Here is a 20,869-nt window from a genome sequence, read left to right as displayed (position 1 = left end):
GGAACCGTGATGAGCTTGAATGTTGATAACTGTCAGCGCTGCGGAAAAATATATGTAAAAAACAACTATGGTTTATGCGGGAATTGTATTAAGGAAATTGATCTTCAGTACGAAAAATGCCTGAAATATTTACGCGAGCATCGCACATGCTTTATCCATGAATTGAGCGAAGCTACTGACGTATCCATAAAACAAATCACGAAGTTTATTAAGGAAGGCCGGATCTCCATTAAAAACAATCCGAATATTTCTTACAGCTGTGAGATATGCCACGAGCCTATTCGGGAGCATAATATTTGCGATTCTTGCCGCCAAAGAATAAGCAAGGATGCAAGCAATATGCATGAGGATGAGCAAAGAAAACAGACTTTATTGGATGATAAAAATAGGGTATCCTTTAACATAAAAGACCGGTTGCAGGATCGCCATCGTTAAGTATATTCTTAATTTAATATAAACTTTCGCTATAACTCCACCGATAAAAGTAGTAACGCTTTTTCGGTGGAGTTATTTTTAATGAAGAATGAGGTGGTTTACATGAAGATCAATGGTACAAATCCCGTGGGTGCGGTGAATCCATATAAAAAGTCACAAGAGTCCTTATCGGCTTACGGTGCCGGCAAGACAGGAAAGAAGAAGGATCAGGTGGAAATTTCGAACGAAGCCAAAGAGCTTTTGGAGACGCAAAACCCTGCCGCTGCAGAGCAGGCTAGAGAGAAAGTTGAAGCTTTAAAATCATCGGTTGCTGCGGGAACCTACAAAGTCGATGCAAGAGCATTGGCTGAAAAGATTTTTCCCTTTATTAAATAAAGCAATCCATACCAATCTGGATAAATAGGTGGATGAGCATGGCATTTCAAGCTTTAACGCAAACAATGACAGCATTGACCGACGTTCATATGACCTTATTGGAGCTGGCTGAGCAGAAGAAGCAGGTGCTGATCCGCAACGATGTAGAGCAATTGATGCAGATTGTGTCTAAGGAAAATAAGCTGGTCAAGCAAATCGGAGAGCTCGATCTGCAGCGCATTGAGGCAATCGGACAATTTATGATCGAGAAGGGTTATAAGCCCAACCCGAAGGTAACAGTCAGCGACCTTACCAAAATTATTTTCAACGTGGACGATAAGAAAACGCTTGTAGGGCTGCAAAGACAACTGCTGGCAGCGATTCGGAAGCTGAAGGAAGTCAATCAGGTGAACCAGCAGCTGATTATGCAGTCCTTGCAATTTATTGAATACAGTATAGATATTATTGCGGGTCCTCCGGAAGATGAGGTTGTGTATCAGCATCCTCAGCATGCATCTTATGGCGCCAAACGTTCGGGACTTTTTGATACAAGAGCATAGGGGATGGAAAGGAGCCAATCGGCATGAGATCAACATTCAGCGGTATTGAAATATCTAAGCGTGCATTGTTTACACAGCAGGCGGCTATTAATACTACAGGGCACAACATTGCTAACTCCAACACAGAGGGCTATTCCAGACAAGTGGTCAATATGAATGCAGCACGTCCGATAGAGTATCCCGGGCTGCAAAAAAGCACTGTTCCCGGGCAAATGGGACAAGGTGTTGAATTTAATTCCGTTACGCGGATCCGACAGCAGTTTCTGGACGACCAATTCCGTAATGAAAATAAGCAGTTAGGCAGCTACACCGTGCAGAATGACACGTTGGACAAGCTGCAAAGCATTATGAATGAGCCTTCCGACTCCGGCATACGTACGGTATTGGATAACTTCTGGAAGTCGTGGACTGATCTGAGTAAAGATCCGGAGAATGTTACCGGTCGTAAAATTGTTCGTGAGAATGCAGTTGCTCTCGCGGATGCTTTTAACACGATAAGTAAACAGCTGAATGATCTCAGCAACGACTTGACCAGCAGCATTGATACCAAGGCGACTCAAGTGAATTCTCTTTCATCGAGTATTGCTTCCCTGAATAATGAAATTACTCGGATCGAAGCGCTCGGGGACGATGCTAACGATCTTCGGGACCAGCGGGACTTGCTAACGGACCAATTATCTAAAGTGGTTAATATCCAAGTCACCAATACCCCAGATGGCTATAACATTGACATTGGCGGGACGAATTTAGTAACCGGCAAAACATCCAATGCGATTACATCGGTTACCCTAACTGGTGCTTACACTTCAGGCTATCTGAACAGTGGTGAAGTGTACGGTATGATCGTTTCCAAAGATAAATATGTGGCGGACTATAAGAACCAACTAGACACATTAGCCAACTCCATTGCGACAGGCAATGTGCAAGTAACACTTCCTGCAGGATCCGTTATACCTGATGGCACGGTGTTGAATGGTATCACTTATACGGGCTCAGTAAGCGCACGAACGCTTGGCAGTGATTTGTCCGTAACTGTTGCAGGGATTAACGGTTTGCATAAGCTTGGGTATACCTTTGCATCACCGGCTAAAGCAGGACTGGATTTTTTCACCTCAAGCAGCGGCGCAATTACTGCAGGAACGTTTCAGCTTAACCAAGCTATTGCAGATAACCCGAACCTGATAGCCACATCTATGCGTACAGATGATTCTACAGGCACAGAGCAAGCAGTAAAGGGGAATAACACTTTGGCGAACCTGATTTCCCAGCTAAAGGAATCCCAGTTTACTTTCAATACAACGGGTACGAATGGCACTGTGATTTCCAGCGGTAAGATTGATGATTACTTTGGTGCGATTGTTGGCCAGCTGGGTGTACAAGCAGAATCCTTAACCCGGCAGGTTACGAATCAAAAAGCTATTGTTGAGCAAATCGACAGCAGCAGACAATCAGTTAGTGGCGTATCGTTGGATGAAGAAATGTCCAATCTGATCAAATTCCAGCATGCTTATGGTGCGGCATCCCGATTCATGACAACGATCGACCAAGTACTGGATAAATTAATTAACAGCACCGGTGTAGTAGGCCGGTAATCGTAGAGGAGGCGAGTCATAAATGGCACTGCGTGTGACCCCAGGGATGATGCATTCCCAAATGATGAGCAATTTGAATGCGAATATGAATCGCTTGAGCAAAGATCAGAACGTAGCTGCTACCGGAAAGAAGTTGAACAAACCATCAGATGATCCGGTTGGGATTACATACGCTCTCCGTTATCGCAGCGACCTCTCGATGAATGAGCAGTATCAGAAGAATGTAGATATGGCCAAATCGTACTTGGATCATACAGATACGGTGCTCGGTCAATTCGACGATCTGATGAAGAGAGCGAAGGAGCTAACAGTACAGGGGGTTAATGGAACTAATCCGCAGTCTGCTCTGGATGCTATTTCATCGGAATTGAGCCAAATCTATGAGCAGGCAGTGACGCTTGGGAATGATAAGCTGAACGGCAAATTTATTTTTAATGGAGAGTTCACGGATAAGCAGCCGTATACCTCGGCAACCGCTGCAACGGATGTGACTGATAATAAGCAAATTGAATTTCAAATGAGCGCAGGGATACAGATTCCAATTAACGTTACGGGGAATCAAGTTTTTGGATCACCTACGGATTCCGATAATCTTTTTGCCGTGTTAAAAGGACTGCAGAATGCCTTCTCCGCTGGTAATACGACTCAGGCTAGTGCACTAATGGACAAGCTGGATACAAGGTACAACAAGGTCTTGGATGTACAGGCGGAAGTTGGGGCACGGACCAACAGGGTGGACCTAATTCAAACTAGGCTGACGGATCTTACCGATAATTTGACCGGGTTGGATAGTAAGGTGGAAGATGCCGATATGGCACAGACCATTATGGATTTCCAACAAAATCAAAACGTGTATCAAGCCTCGCTGTCCGTAGGTGCCAAAGTCATTCAACCAAGCTTATTGGATTACCTACGCTAATCAGATAAGGCGGTGTTATCATGAATTTGCAGCGCTTATCTATTCATCAAACGTATGGGCAGATTGGAATCCAAACTAATAACGCATCTGCAGAAATCGAGTCTCCGCAGGGAGATTTAAAGATTGAGCAGCATCCGGCTGAGATGAACTTTCACTCCGAGCCGGGGAAGCTGGAGATTGATTCGTCTGCTGCCTGGGCTGCCCTAGGAAAAGGCGGCCATATGGCTTGGATGAACTCGATTTACAGCCAGCTTCCAGGTGTGTTCCGCCAGGCACTTGCTAAGATAGCCGAGGATGGCAACCGTGCAGCACAAATCACGAATAAATCCAATGCCTTTGCTGAAATTGCAAAAGGAGAGGCATTTAGCACCAGTGGTATTCAATATGTGGGGCCGGCAGGCTTGAATAATGTTAAGATCCATTATGAGCCTCAGCAAATAGAAACTAATATTGAACCGGTGAAGCCGACGATTCAGTATACACCCGTGAAGCCTCAAGTCACTTTCGTACCTGGCTCGGTTGACATTTACATGAAGCAAATGAACTCCATTGATATTCAAGTAAGCTCTTACGATTGGTATAAGTAAAAATGTAAACGAATAATTCATAATGCTATAGCTGATGCTATAGCATTATGTTCTTCTAGGGGAGGATACGTTATGCTAAACCTGCTTCATAATAAAACAATCTCTTTTCAAGGAAGTTTACTGGGTTTTTCGGAGTGTGATAAGTTCCATTTTTCCTTGGTAGATGAAGATGGATTCTACGGTTTTATCCAGAGCGAATCAGAACAATCCCTTGGTTTTGTGGTAGTGAACCCTTTTATTTTTTATAAAGATTATGCTTTTGAAGTTGAAGAGTCTGTAAAAAAGGTGCTGAATCTGGAATCGCCCGATGATACGATTGTCTTAAGTATTGTGACGATTCACGAGCACTTTCAACGTTCCACCATGAATTTGCTGGCCCCTCTTGTTATCAATATAAATAATAACGTGGGAAGACAGATTGTATTGCCGCCCAAGACCGCTTACGGGACGAAGGAGCCTCTTTTTCAACAAACACAAGTAGGGAAAGGGGAACTAGGTTGATGCTAATTTTAACCAGAAAAAAGGGCCAATCCATTATAATAAACAACGATATTGAAATCGTCATTTCTTCCATTGACGGGGACCAAGTAAAGGTAGGTATTTCTGCACCGGCTGAGGTCAATGTACTTCGCAAGGAAGTTTTTGTATCCATTCAGGAAAGTAATAGAGAGGCAGCTAAGTCAGGTCTCGGTTTAGAAGGTATTAAGAAACTGGTTAAGCCCGAGTGAGAAATAGTCCAAAGTGCCTATGTGAGATAACTTTTTTTGAAAAAAATATAAAATGCTATAAACTTCTCGTCGCTCTGTGTCGATATATATAATGTAGGGCATAAGCCCGGTCCACATGGAAGTGGATAACAACCATTCAGGGAGGAATAATCTCATGATTATCAACCACAATCTTAACGCAATGAACGCACACCGTAACCTGGTATTCAACAACATCCAACAAGGTAAATCCAGCGAGAAGTTGTCTTCCGGTTACCGTATCAATCGCGCTGCTGACGATGCTGCAGGTCTTTCGATCTCCGAGAAAATGCGCGCACAAATCAAGTCCTTGAACCAAGCTGCTCGTAATGCTCAAGACGGTGTATCCTTGGTACAAACAGCTGAGGGTGCTATGAACGAAGTTTCCGATATGCTGACTCGTATGAAAGAATTGGCAACACAAGCTTCCAATGGTACATACAATACTTCTGACTTGAAGGCTATCGACAATGAGTACCAAAAGCTTGCTACAACTATCAAAACTGATATTCCAACCAACACTAAGTTTAATGGTATTACTTTGCTTAACGGTTCTACTGCTACTGTAACAATTCAAACAGGCGATAACAGCAGTGACACTGTTAAGATCGACTTGTCCAAAGCTAACATCACTGGCTTGACTTTTGCTGCTGACCTTTCTGTAGCAGGTGCTGCATCTACTGAATTAGCTGCGATTGACACAGCTATCGGTACTGTAAACACTGCACGTTCCGAGCTGGGTGCTACGCAAAACCAATTGGAGCACAGATTCAACAACATTGAATCTACATCCGAGAACCTGCAAGCTGCTGAGTCCCGTATTCGCGACACTGATATGGCAAGCGAAATGATGACTTATACGAAGTTCAACGTATTGCAACAAGCTGCAACTTCGATGCTTGCTCAAGCAAACCAAGCTCCACAAAACGTTCTTCAATTGCTTCGTTAATCTGTTCTTTAGAAGGGAGGCCCATTGGATTTCAATGGGCCTTTCTTTGTTTTTAGCGGGAGGTGAGATTTGAGAGTGCTCGTAAGTGTGTGTATGATTGTACGCAATGAAGAGGCCCATCTACAGAGGGCGTTAGATAGTATTCCACAATCCTTTGAGACAGTAGTGGTGGATACAGGATCTACGGATAAATCCGTCGAGATAGCATCAAATGCAGGTGCCTGTGTAAGTCATTTCGAATGGGTTAATGATTTCTCTGCAGCGAGAAATGCCTCTATTAATCATGCAAACGGAAAGTACATTCTTATTATGGATGCAGATGAAGAGCTTGAAGAAGGTACAGAGCAGCGTGTCATGGAATACATTGATCGCTTCCCGGACCAAGCAGGAACGGTTACGATCGAGAACTTTATAAAGGGCGAAAGTCATCTTCATCGCATGGTAAGATTTTTTCCTAATACAAAGCAGTATACCTTTCAAGGAAAAGTACATGAAACCGTATATAAAGATGGTAAGGTTGCCTTGATTCAAGATACCTGTATACGAGTTAAACATTATGGATATGAACAGGAATTATATAACAAGGGTGCTAAGACGGAAAGATATTTAAAGCTATATCACGACCATCTACAGCAGTTTCCGGACGATGGATACATGCTATATCAGCTCGGAAAGTTGCATTATTCAAATAGTCAATTACAGCTGGCATTAGATGCGTTAGAGCGCTGCCTACATCTCAACGAACAAGATCATTTGTATTACCCTGTGATGCTTGTTATGCTGGGATACGTGTTGAAAGAAATGGGCCACAGCCAACTGGCTGAAGAGCTTCTCGAGCCCTTTATATACAGGTATAAGGAATTCCCTGATTTGTTTTTTTTGCTGGGATTACTGGCAATGGATACAGGTAAAGTGGGGAATATCAAAACATATTTCCTTGAAGCGCTACGAATAGGGGATACTTTAAAATATACTTCAGTCAAAGGCGTAGGAACATTTAAAGCAGCATACAATGTTGGTCTGTATTACGAGTTAACAGGTCATCTTACGAATGCAAGGTTGTATTATCAAAAGGCTGCATCGTTGGGTTATTTACCAGCAATAAATAGATTACAAAATTTGTAGAAAGCCTCTTCAAAAAAAAGTTCAAACATACGATATATAGTATAAAAGGACCAGTAAAGAGGAGGTTTAAGCGATGTCTATTCAACCGACGAATTTACCAAAAGTAACTTATAGCAACTTGACTGGCAGCACAGCAGAGGGGCAGTCTGTTACGGAGAGCGTAGCAGCTCTAGCTTCATCTACCGAGCTTATGCGAAAAGAAAAGTATGAGCTATCTATCTCTGAGGAAGCTGTTGTTCAGGCTGTAGAGCGGGCTAATAAAGCTCTGGCAGGGGTAAAGAGTCATGCGGAGTACAGTGTTCATAAGCCACATGGTGACATTGTAGTCAAGCTGATTAACTCAGAAACGAAAGAAGTTATTCGCGAAATTCCACCAGAGAAAATTCTGGATCTACTGGACAAGTTCGAAGAATTGAACGGAACCATTATAGACGAAAAGAGGTAATGCATCTTGAATTATAGAGCCCAGCAATCGTACCTTACTAGTCAAGTGAATACCGCCCATCCCGGAGATTTAACTTTAATGCTGTATAATGGTTGTATCAAATTTATGAAGCAAGCCATTGATTCAATCGAAAAAAAGGATTACGAGGCAAAGAATAATTACATTCAACGGGCCATCGATATTATTGATGAATTAATGATAACTTTGAATATGAGTTATCCAATCTCGCAAAACTTGTTTAGTTTGTATCAATTTATGAAAGAAAACCTTATTCAGGGTAATATTAAACTGGATATACAAAAAATCAATGTAAGTATGAATTTAATAACCGAATTGAAAGAAGCCTGGGCTCAAGCACTGAAACAAGTAAAATCCGAGAGCCCTAATACAGTAACTTTATGAGACAGGTAGATACCATCCAAGAGCATCTCCTGACTCTAAAACAAATTGCCGAGCGTATATCGGGGTTGGATTTTCATGAAGAAGATTCGGTGCTCTTATTAGAAAAACTTCAGGCAAGGCAGGAAGTGCTTCAGGAGGAAATTCGATCGCAGAAGGAACATTTGGGGCGTGAATTTTCTATTATGGAGAGGGGCCTGATTCAACATTGTATTGATTTGGAGAAACGGAACATTTCCAAAATGCAGGTTTTTCAAGCAGAGATGGGGTCAGAACTGAATAAACTGAAGCAGGCGACTTTATCTAGAAGGCATTATCAGGCTGCATACGCTCAGACAGAAGGATACTTTGTCGATAAACAAAGATAAAAAGGGATTTCGCAAATTGCGAAATCCCTTTTTATCTGCCTTATTTCAAAAAACTGCTCAAGGAGGAGAGAGTGCTATTCCCTTTGGAGACGGAAGTATCCATTTTGGAAAACATGGAATAATAATAATCTTCTTTTTTTGTTAGTTTATTCTCTAAAACACTAATTTGGTCTTCAATTGTATTGATTTGTTTTCCAAGATCAAAGGTTACATTGTCGTAACTGTTAGATTGCTTTCCTGCAAGTTTCGATATAGTAGAGATAGATGAATCAGTAGCTTCGTATAGTTGTTGCATAATCCCCTTTTCACTCTTAACATCATTGGTTGATTGATTGGTAAATAAATTAATAACAGCTTGAGGATCTTGTGCAATTGCTTTCTTTAGTTTGTCGCTGTCTATTTGCAGCTTTCCTGCGTTTGTTGTATCTCCTTGAACATAGGTTGTCGTGGTAATTCCAACTTTATAGAGAGCATTCGTGTCTGCTGGAAGATTGCTTACAGTTGAATAGGCAATCTCACGCATACTATTACGAATTTGTTTTAAATTGTTATCCCCTGTCAATAAGCCACTTTTAGCTTTTGCTTCCCAAAGTGTAATGTCATTTTCAGACATAGCCGATTTTTGGTCACTTGTTAGCGGTGTAAAGCTTCTATATTTTGGTTCATTTAACGAAGTGTTTAATGATGTAAGTAGATCATTATATTTGGTTACAAAATCTTCAATTTGCTTGTAGATTCCATCAACATCCGAACTAGCACCAACTGTTACTCCGGCAGCAGTTGTCGTTCCATGTAGGTTATAGGTTATCCCCCCATTTGTAAAGGTGTTGCTGGAGTATTTACCAGTAACACCATCTACAACTACGGATGCACTAGCGCCGGCTTTATAACTTTGGTTCCCATTTTCGTCGACAGCCTTATCCAATTTGAAGGCTGCTGCAAAGCCTGTAGAATCGTTGGCAATGTCAATTGTAGCATTATCACCGGTGTTTTTAGTTGTAATGGAAATACGATCAGTTGTGGAGTCGTAAGACATAGTTACGCCAGCCGCAGAGTTATTTACTTTGGAAATAATAGAACTTAGTGACTCCGTACTCGGGTCAGTAATGGTAATGGTTTGTCCATTAATTTGAAAGCTTCCTGCAGTAATATTAATACCACCAACAATTTTGCTTTCTTGGCTATCCAGCGAGGCACTTGCATCAAATTTATAAGCTTGCCCATCGGTGAAGCCTAGATTTGTAAGGCCGTCGTTACCCAAGATTGATTTGACAATTAATTGGGGCTCATAGCCCGTAGCACCCAGAGATGATAGCTTAAGGCCCGATGAGGTATCTACTTTAATCTGATTAGCCCCGAACGCGGTATCTACAGCGGATTGAAGGGCTGTGCCAAGATCACTAACAGTAGCATATGTACCACTGGCAATAGTTACATTTTTGGTAACACCATTAAGAGTCACGTTAAGTTGGTTGTTAGTTGAAGTGATGGTAGTGCTGGTCACTCCACTAGATGTTAAATCTGGTTGGGAAATTTGTCGGCTACTGTACAACGAACCGGATGAAGCTAGGGAATTTACTACGATGTTATGAGTAGAAGCTGATGCATTCGTTCCTGCGGTAACCTCAACTTTTGAAGTGTCTGATGATGTAGCTGCAGTTTGGGCCCAATTACTTCCAAAACGTAGTTTAGAGAACGCATCACGAAAGGCTGCGAGCTTAGTATTGATTGATCTGTAGGCATCTGTTTTCCAGGTTAAAGATTGCTGCTTTTGATTCAACTTGTTGAGTGGGGCTTTCTCAGCTGTCATTAGCTTAGTAACTAAGCTATCGATATCCATGCCGGAACCTAGACCGGAAAGTCTTGTTACCATTGGCGTCATTCCTCCTTATTATTTATACACTTATATTTATTATCGTAATCTAGTGCAGGATAATTTAGAGATACAGTAATTTAAATAAATGACAATGATTTATGCGCAGGGAATCGGTCCTGAAATAATTGTTTATACTGCTTGTTAAGCTCCGCATTTTGACTGTGCTCAAACCATGTCCCAAACAAGGCAAGACTACTGCTTTTCAGCTGAAACGCCTGCTGCATAAGCAAGAAAGCATCCTCACGGTCCCCTTCAAACAGTTGATACCAGATTAGATTTAAATATCCATCCATACCCAGCTCACCATTTTCCATCAAGAGGGAATAATATTGAAAGGCCATCTCCAACATGTTTTGCCGATAAAAATAATGAGATAGCTTATTAATAAGCGAAGGGGTGGCCATCTCATTAATCAAACGATCATAAGTACTGTCCGCACGAAGCACAAACAAATCTATCAGAAGAGCATAGAGGAAGCCTTCGTCTTTTGTCTGAGGTAACTCAGTATTTGGAAGGTGCAGGGCTGTTCCTAATTCGTATAAATAGTTCACTGCTTCGTTTTCAGAACCAGATAATGTACCTATAAATTCTTGGTCATCCCATAAAACCGACGCGACGAATTTTAATTTGCTAATATCTTCAACTGAACTTTCATTAGAGATGGAAAGGAGCTCAGCCTCGAACAGGTTGCGGTCCCTTGTTAAAATAGCATAGCGAAGTACATCCGATTGGTTTGCTTTCCCGCCGTGAGTGACAACCTTCTCGTAATAATACTTGCTAATGCCGGGCTCGCCAAGCAGTAAGAAGGTTTTAAAAAGCAGTAAGTGATTTGACTTTTCATGTGACGGGAACATTTTTTCGAAGAAAGAAATAACGGCTGTTTCCGACTCGTTTTTTGTTAATAATAGAGCAAGTTTAATTAAGGATTGGTAGTGCTGAGGGTTCATGTTCAGTAATTTAGTTAGGGCAAAAACCGTTTTTTGCAGATCACGCTGCTTATAGTACAAGTCCGTCAATCGCTCATAAGGAAGCATCTTTCCATATTCAAGATTCAATAACCAATAAGGCTCATCCTGTGCTTCCTTTTTCTCGGCCATACGGATTGTCTCTTCATATTGGGCAATAGCATTACCTGAAAAGCCGCAGACTTCATATAATAAACCTTTTAGAAAATGAAAGTCGGCAAAGCTTCCCCAGCGTTTTAATCCATCCTCTATGAGCAACTCAGCCTCTTTGAATCTTTCCAGCGTGAGGTTAACCCTTGTAAGTCTCTCAATACAATGCGGGAAAAATGCTTCTGTAGGCTTTGCGCCGCGCTGCGCTTTTTCATAGTAATACAATGATTTTTTCAACTCGCCGGCAGTGAAATATTCATTCGCTAATGTGAAAAAATCGTAGGGGGTCTTCAACCCCCCCTGATTCTTAACTTTATCTAATATATCGAGATTCCGTTTGGTTTTATTTTTCTCCTTATGGGTTTGTTCGGTATACCCTGTATGGAAAATGATGCAGGAAGACAGGGATACATGCTTGATGCTTCCTTGCGGATTTATCACTTGCTCATGAATCGCACCTGCATAATACAACTGATGTCCGTTAGAGAAGATGCGTAGGGCAGTGGATTGAAGTATTCCGGTTGTCTGATGCTCGGAATACCCTGAGAAATTAAGAATCGGCACTACAAATCCGATAGGCTCTGTGCCGGGTGTGTTTTCTAAATGGGCTCGCAGTTCGATCACATTATGATTTTGAACATACTCATCCGCATCCAGAGTTAGAATCCAACGCCCGGTTGCTCTCCGAACTGCCTCGTTGCGAGCCGCGGCAAAGTCATTTGTCCACTGATAATCAAATACCTTGTCGGTGTATTGATAAGCGATTTGCTTTGTCGTATCTGTTGACCCTGTATCTACGATGATGATTTCATCTGCTAATCCGGCCACGCTATTCAGACAGCGGCGAAGTACTTTTTCTTCATCTTTAACGATCATGCATAGAGATAAAAGTGGTTGCATAGTTCCTCCTGAAGTGAAACGCGAGTATATCATTATATCGTCAAAACGATGGATTTTGGTAAGAGAATTTTATATGCCAATGAGCCTTGCAAGGCTCTGAATGTCAGAAAATACAACTACAGTTTAATACAGAAAATGTCGATATATGTAGTAAGAATTAAGTTCAGGAGGAACGTTCATTGAAAACGAGTATTGTCATTTTGACGTATAACAAATTGGAGTATACACAGCAATGTATAGAGAGTATAAGAGAGTACACGGAACAAGGTACATATGAAATCATTGTTGTCGATAACAACTCCACTGACGATACTCCTAACTGGCTGCGTAAGCAGAATGACCTGCATGTCATTTACAATAGCGAAAATCTAGGGTTTCCTAAAGGCTGTAACCAAGGTATGGAAGTGTCAACAGGAGACCAAATTTTGCTGTTGAATAATGATACCGTCGTTACGAAGAACTGGCTGTCTAATCTGGTGACATGTCTGTATAGTGAACCTACCATTGGTGCGGTTGGTTCAATCACGAATAGCTGTTCTTATTATCAAAGTATTGATACCGCCTACAAAAACATGTCTGAGATGCAGGCCTTTGCACAGCAAATAAATAATTCGAATCCCTCCATGTGGGAAGAAAGATTGAAGCTCGTAGGTTTCTGTATGCTTTTCAAAAGATCTGCGATGGATCAGATCGGTCTATTGGACGAAAGATTCACCCCCGGGAACTATGAGGATGATGATTACTCCCTGAGATTAAGAAGAGCCGGTTACAAATTGATGCTGTGCAGAGATTCGTTCATTCATCATTATGGAAGTGTCTCTTTTGGTGAAAACAGTGAAAGGTTTAGCGCGGTATTACATGAAAATAAAAAGAGATTTATTGAGAAATGGGGTTTCATCCCCGGGGAGTCCGAAATCATCAAGCATGAGCTTATTCAGTTGATACAAGAGCCACAAGATAGCCCTGTATCGATTCTAGAGTTAGGCTGCGGACGCGGTGGAACACTTCTCAAGCTGAGAAATGTATTTCGTAACTCCATTCTCTATGGTGTAGAGGATCAGCCAGTGGCACTAATCGACGTAAAGTCTGTTGCGACTGGTTGCGGGACGGCAGCCGACATGAATGCTCTTTTGGAGAATCAAGTATTTGATTACATCATCCTAAAAGAGCTGCCAGCGACTGTGGAGGATGCAGCTGTTTATTTGCGAAGGTTATTGAAGTACCTTAAGCCTCAGGGTCATCTTTTAACGAGTATATACAATCTTAGTCATTTTTCCGTAATTAAAGATCTCTGCCAAAATCGGTTTTCAGGCCATCGGAAAAACACTTTTTCCTTCGGTGAAATTGAACGAATATTTCACGAAGCAGGATATACACGAACAATTATGTCTGCAACCGTCCTAAATGAGAGTCAAGAGGATAAACGATACATTGAACAGTTGTGCAAAATGAATCATCATACAGAGCACAGACAGCAATATGTTATCTACTTATTCCATGTGAAGGCGGGTCAAGAAGCTAGTATTAAGACGGATATAATTAGCCTGCTTGAAAGCATTAATAAAGAAGAGGATGCGCTCCCTCTAGTTAAGTTGTTACATGAGTATGAATATGGCTATGTAATAGAGTGTGTTAACTCAGTGAGTGTAAATAAGGTTAGTCTTTTGAATAAGATAGCCGTATATTCTTACTATTTAGAAAAATATGAATACGCATTGCATTTGTTACAGCATGCCTATGGAATGGATCGGCACAATAGCGATACATTATATAATTTGGCTAGCGTATGTAACCAGTTGGGAGATAAAAAGTTGGCTTTGGAATTGGTGACTTTAATTCCTAAACAAGATAGCCCGGAAGTTATGCAACTAAAGGAGCTAATTACAGTACAAGGCTAAGATGGATAGTTTGATAGCTTGCAGCGAAATTGGAGGAATAATACTATGGACCTAATAACAGCAGGACAGCAGAGCGTAAAAGAAATCGTGCAGAAAATCGATGCGGGAATCGATGTGGCGGAGAATGCTCAAGAACTGACAGGCATGCTGAAGGAGAATGATCGTGTACTGGATTCCTTATTGCTTGCAATAGAAAGAACAAGTCAAGGAGTTGAAATTTGCAACCTTCTGGCTGTGACAAGCTTCGAAAACGGAGTGCATGATGCCATTCTCCCCCTTCTGCAAAAAGCATTGGGAATTAAATCGGACGATAAGGATACATTAATGAACCTTAGCCTTTTTTTAGCTGAGTATGGAGAGTTGGAGCTTGCGTTAGATTATGCGCAACGTATAACGGACCAATCTGCCGATGTAGTTGAGCAAATCCAACATTTATCCAATAAGTTAGACGATGCTGCTAAAGAAAATGAGTTCGATATACTAAACCTAGAGCAGAACGATGTTGCTTTTACAGGTGAAAGGCTCGTTATCAACCAAGAGGTGAAGCAGAGATTTAATAATGTATTGGAGGAACATTTAAACAGATATAAGCTTGCTGCTGAATATGTGCAAGGTAAAGTAGTACTGGATGCCGCTTGTGGAGCAGGTTATGGCTCAATGATGTTAAAGCAAGCAGGAGCCCAAATGGTTTTAGGAGTCGATGTTTCCGAGGAAAGCCTTCAGCATGCTCGTAAGGATTATTTTGCCGAAAATGTAGATTTCCAGTACGGAGATGTTAATAAGTTAGCTTTCGATGATTCTTCATTTGACGTGGTTGTTTCGTTTGAGACCATTGAACATATTGAGGATGGCTCAAAATGGATTCGTGAATCTGCGAGATTGCTTAAAGAAGACGGGTTGTTTTTAGTTTCCACTCCGAATCGTATGGTTACCAACCCGGGAACCTATTTTGTCGAGCAGCCATTAAATCCACACCATAGATATGAGTACAGCGTTAATGAATTTGTTGGCGAATTATTAAAAGAATACGAGATTTTAGAGATTTACGGGCAAACATACTCAAATGACCATGAGTTATTTTATTCTCAAATTATGAGGCAAGCTAGGAAAATGAACGCCGAATTTGTTCCTAGCACGGCAAGCAAACGAAATGGGCATGAACTCATTCCTTTAGGTGATGTGAAAGACGCACAACCGATGTATGTCATAGCGGTTTGCAGAAAAAAACGCTGAATGCATCGGCTCAATTGCAGCAGAGAACTAAGACGATAAGAGACAATCAAATTCTTTATCCCCCACACCCTGTGGACAATGTGCATAACTCTGTGTATAACTCTATGAAAAATGTCGAAAAACCGCATCCTTATGCGGTTTTTCTTTGTGAATAGATTATTAACGCCATGTTAATACCGAAATTTTCTAAATATTTCGCTAACATGCGTGGATACAATTGACAGCCCTCAAGAGGGGGTGATATATTCGAATTGTGGGCATGGACCCATTTACTTGATAATGAAGGGAATGTTTTGAATGCAAGGTAAAGTGAAATGGTTTAACGCAGAAAAAGGATACGGTTTCATCGAGCGCGAAGATGGTGGGGATGTATTCGTGCATTTCTCCGCAATCCAAACCGAAGGATTCAAAACATTGGAAGAAGGCCAATCGGTTGAATTCGATATCGTGGAAGGCGCACGCGGACCACAAGCAGCTAACGTAATCAAGCTATAATCCATCCCGCATATAGCAGGACCGCTTGGCATAGATGGTTATCGATGAATGATAGCAGCCACCACACCCTTGGAGCAATCCGGGGTGTTTTTTTGTTGCGTGTTTCAGGTTATCCATGACCTAAATCACAATTCGCAGAATTGTAAGAAAATTTCAACAAATTAACAAAATAATATGAAGGATTTTTGAAGACGGGTGAGGAATATAGTATAATAGGTACATGAAAGGAGGAGAAGTACAATGAAATTCAACATTCGTGGTCAACATATTGAGGTCACAGAGGCATTAAAAGACTATGTTGAAAAAAAGCTGAGCAAGCTGGAAAGGTACTTTGAAAATCCCCCTACTTCCGAAGTCTACGTGACTTTGAGTGTCATTAAAGGCTTACAAGCGATCGAGGTGACAATCCCGCTGACAGGAGTTCTGCTCCGGGCCGAAGAGAAGAGCCCAGACATGTATGCTTCCATTGACGTGGTAGTTGACAAACTGGAGCGCCAAATCCGTAAACATAAAACGAAAGTAAACCGCAAAATCCGTGAAGAAGGCGGTATGCGCGATATATTGAAGGTAGATACGGCAGCTTCGTTGGAGGATGAAGATTTCTACGAGCTGGTTCGCACCAAACGGTTTACTCTGAAGCCGATGGATGTGGACGAAGCCATCCTGCAAATGAATATGGTGGGCCACACGTTCTTTGTGTTCTCCAATATGGAGACAGAGCAAGTGAATGTGGTATATAAACGAAATGATGGCAAATATGGCTTAATCGAGCCGGCCGTATAGCGCATATGACGGAGAGCTTGCCTTAAGGGCAGGCTCTTTTTTATGTGACGCTAGGGTGCTCCAGGTTGGCGGCATTTCGCATAAAGGAAACGAATGTATACCATGATAAATAATGGACGACCCTTCAATTGTTGCGACTCTTGTCGCAAACTGCTACAATTTAAAGCAAACCGTTCTTATAAAAGGGAGATGAGCCCATGTTAGGACTCGTTAAGAAAATATTTGGCGATTCAAATGAACGTGAAGTGAAAAGATTATGGAAAACTGTTGATGCGATCAACGAATTGGAGCCGACTATCGAGGTCCTGTCCGATGAGGAGCTGCGCAACAAAACGGCAGAGTTCCGTGAGCGTTTGGAGCAGGGTGAAGATTTGGACGACTTGCTGCCGGAGGCATTCGCTGTTGTACGGGAAGCATCCAAGCGTGTGCTCGGCAAGCGTCATTACGATGTACAATTGATCGGGGGTATGGTGCTTCACGAGGGCCGTATCGCCGAGATGAGAACCGGAGAAGGGAAGACCCTTGTAGGAACCCTGCCGGTCTATTTGAACGCCCTGCTCGGCAAAGGCGTACACGTTGTTACGGTCAATGATTATTTGGCACAACGGGATAGTGCGGAAATGGGTAAGATTTATGAGTTCCTCGGTATGACGGTCGGGGTGAACTTGAATTCCTTGGAGCATTTTCAAAAGCAGCAGGCCTACGCCTGTGACATCACATATGGTACGAACAATGAATTCGGCTTCGACTATTTGCGCGACAACATGGTCGTATACAAAGAGCAAATGGTGCAGCGGCCGCTGTATTTCTGCGTAATTGACGAGGTCGATTCGATCCTGGTCGATGAAGCGAGAACGCCGCTCATTATTTCCGGACAAGCCGCCAAATCGACGGATATGTATTACCGGGCGGATCATTTTGTGAGCCGCTTGAAGGAAGAAGACGACTATACCGTCGATATCAAGCTGCGTTCCGTTACATTGACGGAAGCGGGTGTAGCCAAGGCGGAGCAAGCTTTTGACATCGAGAATTTGTTCGATCATGCGAATGTCACGCTAAACCATCACATCACTCAAGCGTTAAAAGCGCATGTCATCATGAAGCGTGACGTGGATTACGTCGTGCAGGAAGATGAAGTGGTGATCGTGGATGAGTTTACAGGCCGTCTGATGACAGGACGTCGTTACAGCGACGGGCTGCATCAAGCGATTGAAGCCAAAGAAAAGCTTCAAGTACAGAACGAGTCGATGACTCTGGCGACCATTACGTTCCAGAACTACTTCCGGATGTACCGCAAGCTGTCGGGGATGACCGGTACGGCGAAGACAGAGGAAGAAGAGTTCAAGAAAATTTACGGTCTTGAGGTTATTATCGTTCCGACCAACCGCCCGATGATCCGTCACGATATCCCGGATGTCGTGTACAAATCAGTGAATAGTAAATTCAGAGCCGTCGTGGAAGAGATCGTTAAGCGCCATGAGAAAAAGCAGCCGGTACTCGTAGGTACCGTCTCGATTGAAAACTCGGAGCGGTTATCCGAGATGCTGAAGCGCAAGGGCATTCCACATAAAGTACTTAATGCCAAATACCATGCGGAGGAAGCGGAGATCGTTTCCCGCGCGGGACAGCCTGGAGCGGTTACTATCGCGACCAATATGGCGGGCCGTGGTACCGATATTATGCTTGGAGAAGGCGTACACGATAACGGCGGTTTGCATATTATAGGTACAGAGCGTCATGAAAGCCGTCGTATCGACAATCAGCTGCGCGGTCGTGCCGGACGTCAGGGCGACCCGGGTTCTTCTCAGTTTTACCTGTCCATGGAGGATGAGCTGATGCGCCGGTTTGGTGCAGAGAACATCATGGGCATGATGGATAAGCTTGGCTTTGAGGAAGATCAGCCAATCGAAAGCAAATTAATTTCGCGTGCAGTCGAGTCGGCTCAAAAGCGGGTTGAAGGAAACAACTTTGATGTGCGTAAGGTTGTACTCCAATACGATGATGTGATGAATCAGCAGCGTGAGATTATTTATAAGCAGCGCCGCGAGGTGCTCGAGTCGGAAAACATCCGCGATATCGCACTCGGCATGATTATGCCGGTCGTGGAGCGGATCGTAGATGCCCATACACCGGGTGACCTCGTTCCGGAGGAATGGGATCTGCAAGCAATCGTTGATTATGCGAACGGAACGTTCCTTCATGAAGGACAGCTGACCACCGAAGAGCTATGGGGCAAAGAGAAGGAAGACATGACCCAGTATGTGAAGGATTTGGTACAGCGTTTGTATGAAGAGCGGGAACAGACGATCGGCGAAGAATTTATGCGCGAGTTCGAGAAGGTTATCGTATTGCGTGCGGTCGATTCCAAATGGATGGACCACATCGATGCAATGGATCAGCTGCGCCAGGGGATTCACCTCCGTGCTTACGGCGGTACAGATCCGCTGCGTGAATACCAATTTGAGGGCTTCGAGATGTTCCAGGAGATGATCCAAGCGATTCAAGAGGAAGTAGCTACGTACATCATGAAAGCTCACGTAGAAACGAACCTCGAACGTCAGCCGGTTATCGAAGCGGACGTGGTCGTTACAGACGGCGAGCCGGCTCCGAAGAAGCCGGTCGTGAACGAGAGCCCGATCGGGCGTAACGACTTGTGCCCTTGCGGCAGCGGCAAGAAGTTTAAGCAGTGTCACGGGGCTTAGGCCAAGTGAAGGAAGTTTCGGAAGCAAGGCTCATCAACTGAACCAGCGCATTGTCAAAAGGGAAGCCGGGAAATCGATCCGGCCCCCTTTTTTTGAACGTGAGGCGCCGCAAGCCGGCGATATTAAAGGAGTGGACACGGATGTTGGAACCAGAAGTGAAGCAGGATTTGCGAGAAACGGCTAGAAGGCTAGCTGAGCTTAGGGGGTCTCTTTGACTTAGATCTGAAGCTGGAGGAGATCGGCAACTACGAAGAGAAAATGGCGGCGCCTGATTTCTGGGACGACAATGAACAGGCCCAGAAAACGATTGCTGACATGAATGCGATTAAGGGAAGCGTGGACCAATTCCAGGCGTTATCCTCGGAATTTGAGGATTTGGAGCTCATGGTCGAGCTGATGCAGGAAGAGCAGGACGACAGTATGGCGGCCGACATCGAGAAGGGAATCGCCGCGCTGGTAACGAAGCTGGAGAACTTTGAGCTGCAGCTGTTGCTCAGCCAGCCTTACGACAAGCTGAATGCGATTCTCGAGCTCCACCCTGGCGCCGGCGGGACGGAGTCCCAGGATTGGGCGGAGATGCTGCTGCGGATGTACCGCCGCTGGGCGGAGAAGCGGGACTTCAAGGTCGAGGTGCTCGACTATTTGCCGGGCGACGAGGCGGGCGTGAAGAGCGTTACGCTGCTCATTAAGGGCTACAATGCTTATGGCTATTTGAAGGCGGAGAAAGGCGTTCACCGCCTCGTGCGGATCTCTCCGTTCGACGCCTCGGGCCGCCGTCATACATCGTTCGTTTCTTGCGATGTGATGCCGGAGATCGACGACGATGTCGAGGTGGATATCCGCACGGAAGACCTGAAGGTCGATACGTACCGCTCCAGCGGCGCCGGCGGACAGCATATTAACACCACGGATTCCGCAGTTCGGATCACGCATCTTCCTACGGGAGTGGTGGTTAGCTGCCAGACGGAGCGCTCTCAGATCAAAAACCGCGAGCGTGCGATGAAAATGCTTCGTTCCAAGCTTTACGAGAAGAAAATCGAGGAGCAAATGAAGCATTTGGCAGAAATCCGCGGAGAAGTAACCGATATTGCATGGGGAAGCCAAATCCGTTCCTATGTGTTTCATCCGTACAGCATGGTTAAGGATCATCGGACATCGGCGGAGACAGGCAACGTCGGAGCGGTCATGGACGGCGATCTGGATATGTTCATCGACGCCTATCTGCGATTGCAGATTAAGTCGGATACCGAGACTCAATAACACTGGTAGTGACGCAGAAGATAACATAAATCAAGACTGACAAGCAAATCCTACACTTATTGCCAAGCAAGGACGCTTTGGGACGGAAGGGCTCTTCGAAACAGTCCGGTTCCATGAACAGCAAAGCG

Annotated in this window: 21 protein-coding genes; 19 read left to right on the top strand and 2 right to left on the bottom strand. The window is 43.6% G+C overall.

Annotation, left to right across the window (positions count from 1 at the left end; translation table 11 throughout):
- Positions 1-9: 9 nt before the first annotated feature.
- The 13 genes from CF651_RS10575 to CF651_RS10515 all read left to right on the top strand — a co-directional run bounded on the left by CF651_RS10575 (position 10) and on the right by CF651_RS10515 (position 8,479).
- Positions 10-435, top strand: coding sequence for a flagellar protein (locus CF651_RS10575; RefSeq protein WP_094014824.1), 426 nt, complete (start codon positions 10-12; stop codon positions 433-435).
- An 81-nt stretch (positions 436-516) separates the two neighbouring features.
- Positions 517-810 carry a flagellar biosynthesis anti-sigma factor FlgM gene (flgM, locus tag CF651_RS10570; protein ID WP_245855826.1) on the top strand — a complete coding sequence of 98 codons (294 nt, stop codon included), beginning with the start codon at positions 517-519 and terminating at the stop codon, positions 808-810.
- A 38-nt stretch (positions 811-848) separates the two neighbouring features.
- Entirely contained in the window at positions 849-1,349 is a 501-nt protein-coding gene (locus CF651_RS10565; RefSeq protein WP_094014823.1) for a flagellar protein FlgN, read from the top strand.
- A 23-nt stretch (positions 1,350-1,372) separates the two neighbouring features.
- Complete coding sequence (flgK, locus tag CF651_RS10560; protein WP_094014822.1) at positions 1,373-2,941, top strand: flagellar hook-associated protein FlgK; 1,569 nt, start codon at positions 1,373-1,375, stop codon at positions 2,939-2,941.
- Between the two features lie 22 nt (positions 2,942-2,963).
- On the top strand, positions 2,964-3,860 hold the full coding sequence (gene flgL / locus CF651_RS10555) for a flagellar hook-associated protein FlgL (RefSeq protein WP_094014821.1): 897 nt from the start codon (positions 2,964-2,966) through the stop codon (positions 3,858-3,860).
- 20 nt (positions 3,861-3,880) lie between these two features.
- Entirely contained in the window at positions 3,881-4,447 is a 567-nt protein-coding gene (locus CF651_RS10550; protein WP_094014820.1) for a DUF6470 family protein, read from the top strand.
- A 72-nt stretch (positions 4,448-4,519) separates the two neighbouring features.
- Entirely contained in the window at positions 4,520-4,948 is a 429-nt protein-coding gene (gene fliW, locus CF651_RS10545; RefSeq protein ID WP_094014819.1) for a flagellar assembly protein FliW, read from the top strand.
- Positions 4,948-5,175 carry a carbon storage regulator CsrA gene (csrA, locus tag CF651_RS10540; protein WP_094014818.1) on the top strand — a complete coding sequence of 76 codons (228 nt, stop codon included), beginning with the start codon at positions 4,948-4,950 and terminating at the stop codon, positions 5,173-5,175. The genes fliW and csrA overlap by 1 nt, the downstream gene beginning before the upstream one ends.
- A 154-nt stretch (positions 5,176-5,329) precedes the next feature.
- Positions 5,330-6,142 carry a flagellin N-terminal helical domain-containing protein gene (locus CF651_RS10535; protein WP_094014817.1) on the top strand — a complete coding sequence of 271 codons (813 nt, stop codon included), beginning with the start codon at positions 5,330-5,332 and terminating at the stop codon, positions 6,140-6,142.
- Between the two features lie 75 nt (positions 6,143-6,217).
- Positions 6,218-7,267 carry a glycosyltransferase gene (locus CF651_RS10530; protein WP_094014899.1) on the top strand — a complete coding sequence of 350 codons (1,050 nt, stop codon included), beginning with the start codon at positions 6,218-6,220 and terminating at the stop codon, positions 7,265-7,267.
- 73 nt (positions 7,268-7,340) lie between these two features.
- Positions 7,341-7,712, top strand: coding sequence for a flagellar protein FlaG (locus CF651_RS10525; protein WP_094014816.1), 372 nt, complete (start codon positions 7,341-7,343; stop codon positions 7,710-7,712).
- Between the two features lie 6 nt (positions 7,713-7,718).
- A complete protein-coding gene (fliS, locus tag CF651_RS10520) occupies positions 7,719-8,114 on the top strand; it encodes a flagellar export chaperone FliS (protein WP_094014815.1) in 396 nt (131 codons plus the stop codon).
- Positions 8,111-8,479: a hypothetical protein gene (locus tag CF651_RS10515; protein WP_094014814.1), complete on the top strand. Its 369-nt coding sequence runs from the start codon at positions 8,111-8,113 to the stop codon at positions 8,477-8,479. The genes fliS and CF651_RS10515 overlap by 4 nt, the downstream gene beginning before the upstream one ends.
- Positions 8,480-8,519: 40 nt before the next feature.
- Here the strand turns inward: CF651_RS10515 and fliD are convergent, their stop codons facing one another.
- Together fliD and CF651_RS10505 are read right to left on the bottom strand one after the other, a co-directional pair.
- Positions 8,520-10,352 (bottom strand): flagellar filament capping protein FliD, encoded by a 1,833-nt coding sequence (gene fliD / locus CF651_RS10510; protein ID WP_179232763.1) that lies wholly within the window; start codon positions 10,350-10,352, stop codon positions 8,520-8,522.
- An 80-nt stretch (positions 10,353-10,432) separates the two neighbouring features.
- Positions 10,433-12,370, bottom strand: coding sequence for a tetratricopeptide repeat-containing glycosyltransferase family 2 protein (locus tag CF651_RS10505; protein WP_179232762.1), 1,938 nt, complete (start codon positions 12,368-12,370; stop codon positions 10,433-10,435).
- Between the two features lie 179 nt (positions 12,371-12,549).
- Here CF651_RS10505 and CF651_RS10500 point away from each other — a divergent pair, with 179 nt between their 5' ends.
- From CF651_RS10500 to prfB, 6 genes are all read left to right on the top strand, one after another.
- Positions 12,550-14,268, top strand: coding sequence for a glycosyltransferase (locus CF651_RS10500; protein ID WP_094014811.1), 1,719 nt, complete (start codon positions 12,550-12,552; stop codon positions 14,266-14,268).
- A gap of 45 nt (positions 14,269-14,313) precedes the next feature.
- Positions 14,314-15,501 carry a class I SAM-dependent methyltransferase gene (locus CF651_RS10495; protein WP_094014810.1) on the top strand — a complete coding sequence of 396 codons (1,188 nt, stop codon included), beginning with the start codon at positions 14,314-14,316 and terminating at the stop codon, positions 15,499-15,501.
- Positions 15,502-15,798: 297 nt separating this feature from the next.
- A complete protein-coding gene (locus CF651_RS10490) occupies positions 15,799-15,996 on the top strand; it encodes a cold shock domain-containing protein (RefSeq protein ID WP_013913932.1) in 198 nt (65 codons plus the stop codon).
- A 240-nt stretch (positions 15,997-16,236) separates the two neighbouring features.
- The gene (gene hpf, locus CF651_RS10485; protein ID WP_094014809.1) at positions 16,237-16,779 is read left to right on the top strand and encodes a ribosome hibernation-promoting factor, HPF/YfiA family; all 543 of its coding nucleotides are present in this window, start codon (positions 16,237-16,239) and stop codon (positions 16,777-16,779) included.
- Positions 16,780-16,976: 197 nt separating this feature from the next.
- Positions 16,977-19,481 (top strand): preprotein translocase subunit SecA, encoded by a 2,505-nt coding sequence (gene secA / locus CF651_RS10480; RefSeq protein WP_094014808.1) that lies wholly within the window; start codon positions 16,977-16,979, stop codon positions 19,479-19,481.
- Positions 19,482-19,621: 140 nt separating this feature from the next.
- Positions 19,622-20,741 (top strand): peptide chain release factor 2 gene (gene prfB / locus CF651_RS10475; protein ID WP_144029041.1). Its coding sequence is split into 2 segments (ribosomal slippage): positions 19,622-19,693 and positions 19,695-20,741, totalling 1,119 coding nucleotides; the frame shifts between segments, so codons are not numbered across the junction.
- Positions 20,742-20,869: the final 128 nt, after the last annotated feature.

Origin of the sequence: Paenibacillus rigui (assembly GCF_002234615.1) — a bacterium.
GTDB classification, from domain to species: domain Bacteria; phylum Bacillota; class Bacilli; order Paenibacillales; family NBRC-103111; genus Paenibacillus_S; species Paenibacillus_S rigui.
This window is presented reverse-complemented; position numbering and strand designations above follow the sequence as displayed.

Bases quoted from the DNA above. Each gene is read 5' to 3' on its own strand.
- CF651_RS10575 (WP_094014824.1), top strand. From the start codon at position 10: ATGAGCTTGAATGTTGATAACTGTCAGCGCTGCGGAAAAATATATGTA.
- flgM (WP_245855826.1), top strand. From the start codon at position 517: ATGAAGAATGAGGTGGTTTACATGAAGATCAATGGTACAAATCCCGTG.
- CF651_RS10565 (WP_094014823.1), top strand. From the start codon at position 849: ATGGCATTTCAAGCTTTAACGCAAACAATGACAGCATTGACCGACGTT.
- flgK (WP_094014822.1), top strand. From the start codon at position 1,373: ATGAGATCAACATTCAGCGGTATTGAAATATCTAAGCGTGCATTGTTT.
- flgL (WP_094014821.1), top strand. From the start codon at position 2,964: ATGGCACTGCGTGTGACCCCAGGGATGATGCATTCCCAAATGATGAGC.
- CF651_RS10550 (WP_094014820.1), top strand. From the start codon at position 3,881: ATGAATTTGCAGCGCTTATCTATTCATCAAACGTATGGGCAGATTGGA.
- fliW (WP_094014819.1), top strand. From the start codon at position 4,520: ATGCTAAACCTGCTTCATAATAAAACAATCTCTTTTCAAGGAAGTTTA.
- csrA (WP_094014818.1), top strand. From the start codon at position 4,948: ATGCTAATTTTAACCAGAAAAAAGGGCCAATCCATTATAATAAACAAC.
- CF651_RS10535 (WP_094014817.1), top strand. From the start codon at position 5,330: ATGATTATCAACCACAATCTTAACGCAATGAACGCACACCGTAACCTG.
- CF651_RS10525 (WP_094014816.1), top strand. From the start codon at position 7,341: ATGTCTATTCAACCGACGAATTTACCAAAAGTAACTTATAGCAACTTG.
- CF651_RS10515 (WP_094014814.1), top strand. From the start codon at position 8,111: ATGAGACAGGTAGATACCATCCAAGAGCATCTCCTGACTCTAAAACAA.
- fliD (WP_179232763.1), bottom strand. From the start codon at position 10,352: ATGGTAACAAGACTTTCCGGTCTAGGTTCCGGCATGGATATCGATAGC.
- CF651_RS10505 (WP_179232762.1), bottom strand. From the start codon at position 12,370: ATGCAACCACTTTTATCTCTATGCATGATCGTTAAAGATGAAGAAAAA.
- CF651_RS10495 (WP_094014810.1), top strand. From the start codon at position 14,314: ATGGACCTAATAACAGCAGGACAGCAGAGCGTAAAAGAAATCGTGCAG.
- CF651_RS10490 (WP_013913932.1), top strand. From the start codon at position 15,799: ATGCAAGGTAAAGTGAAATGGTTTAACGCAGAAAAAGGATACGGTTTC.
- hpf (WP_094014809.1), top strand. From the start codon at position 16,237: ATGAAATTCAACATTCGTGGTCAACATATTGAGGTCACAGAGGCATTA.
- secA (WP_094014808.1), top strand. From the start codon at position 16,977: ATGTTAGGACTCGTTAAGAAAATATTTGGCGATTCAAATGAACGTGAA.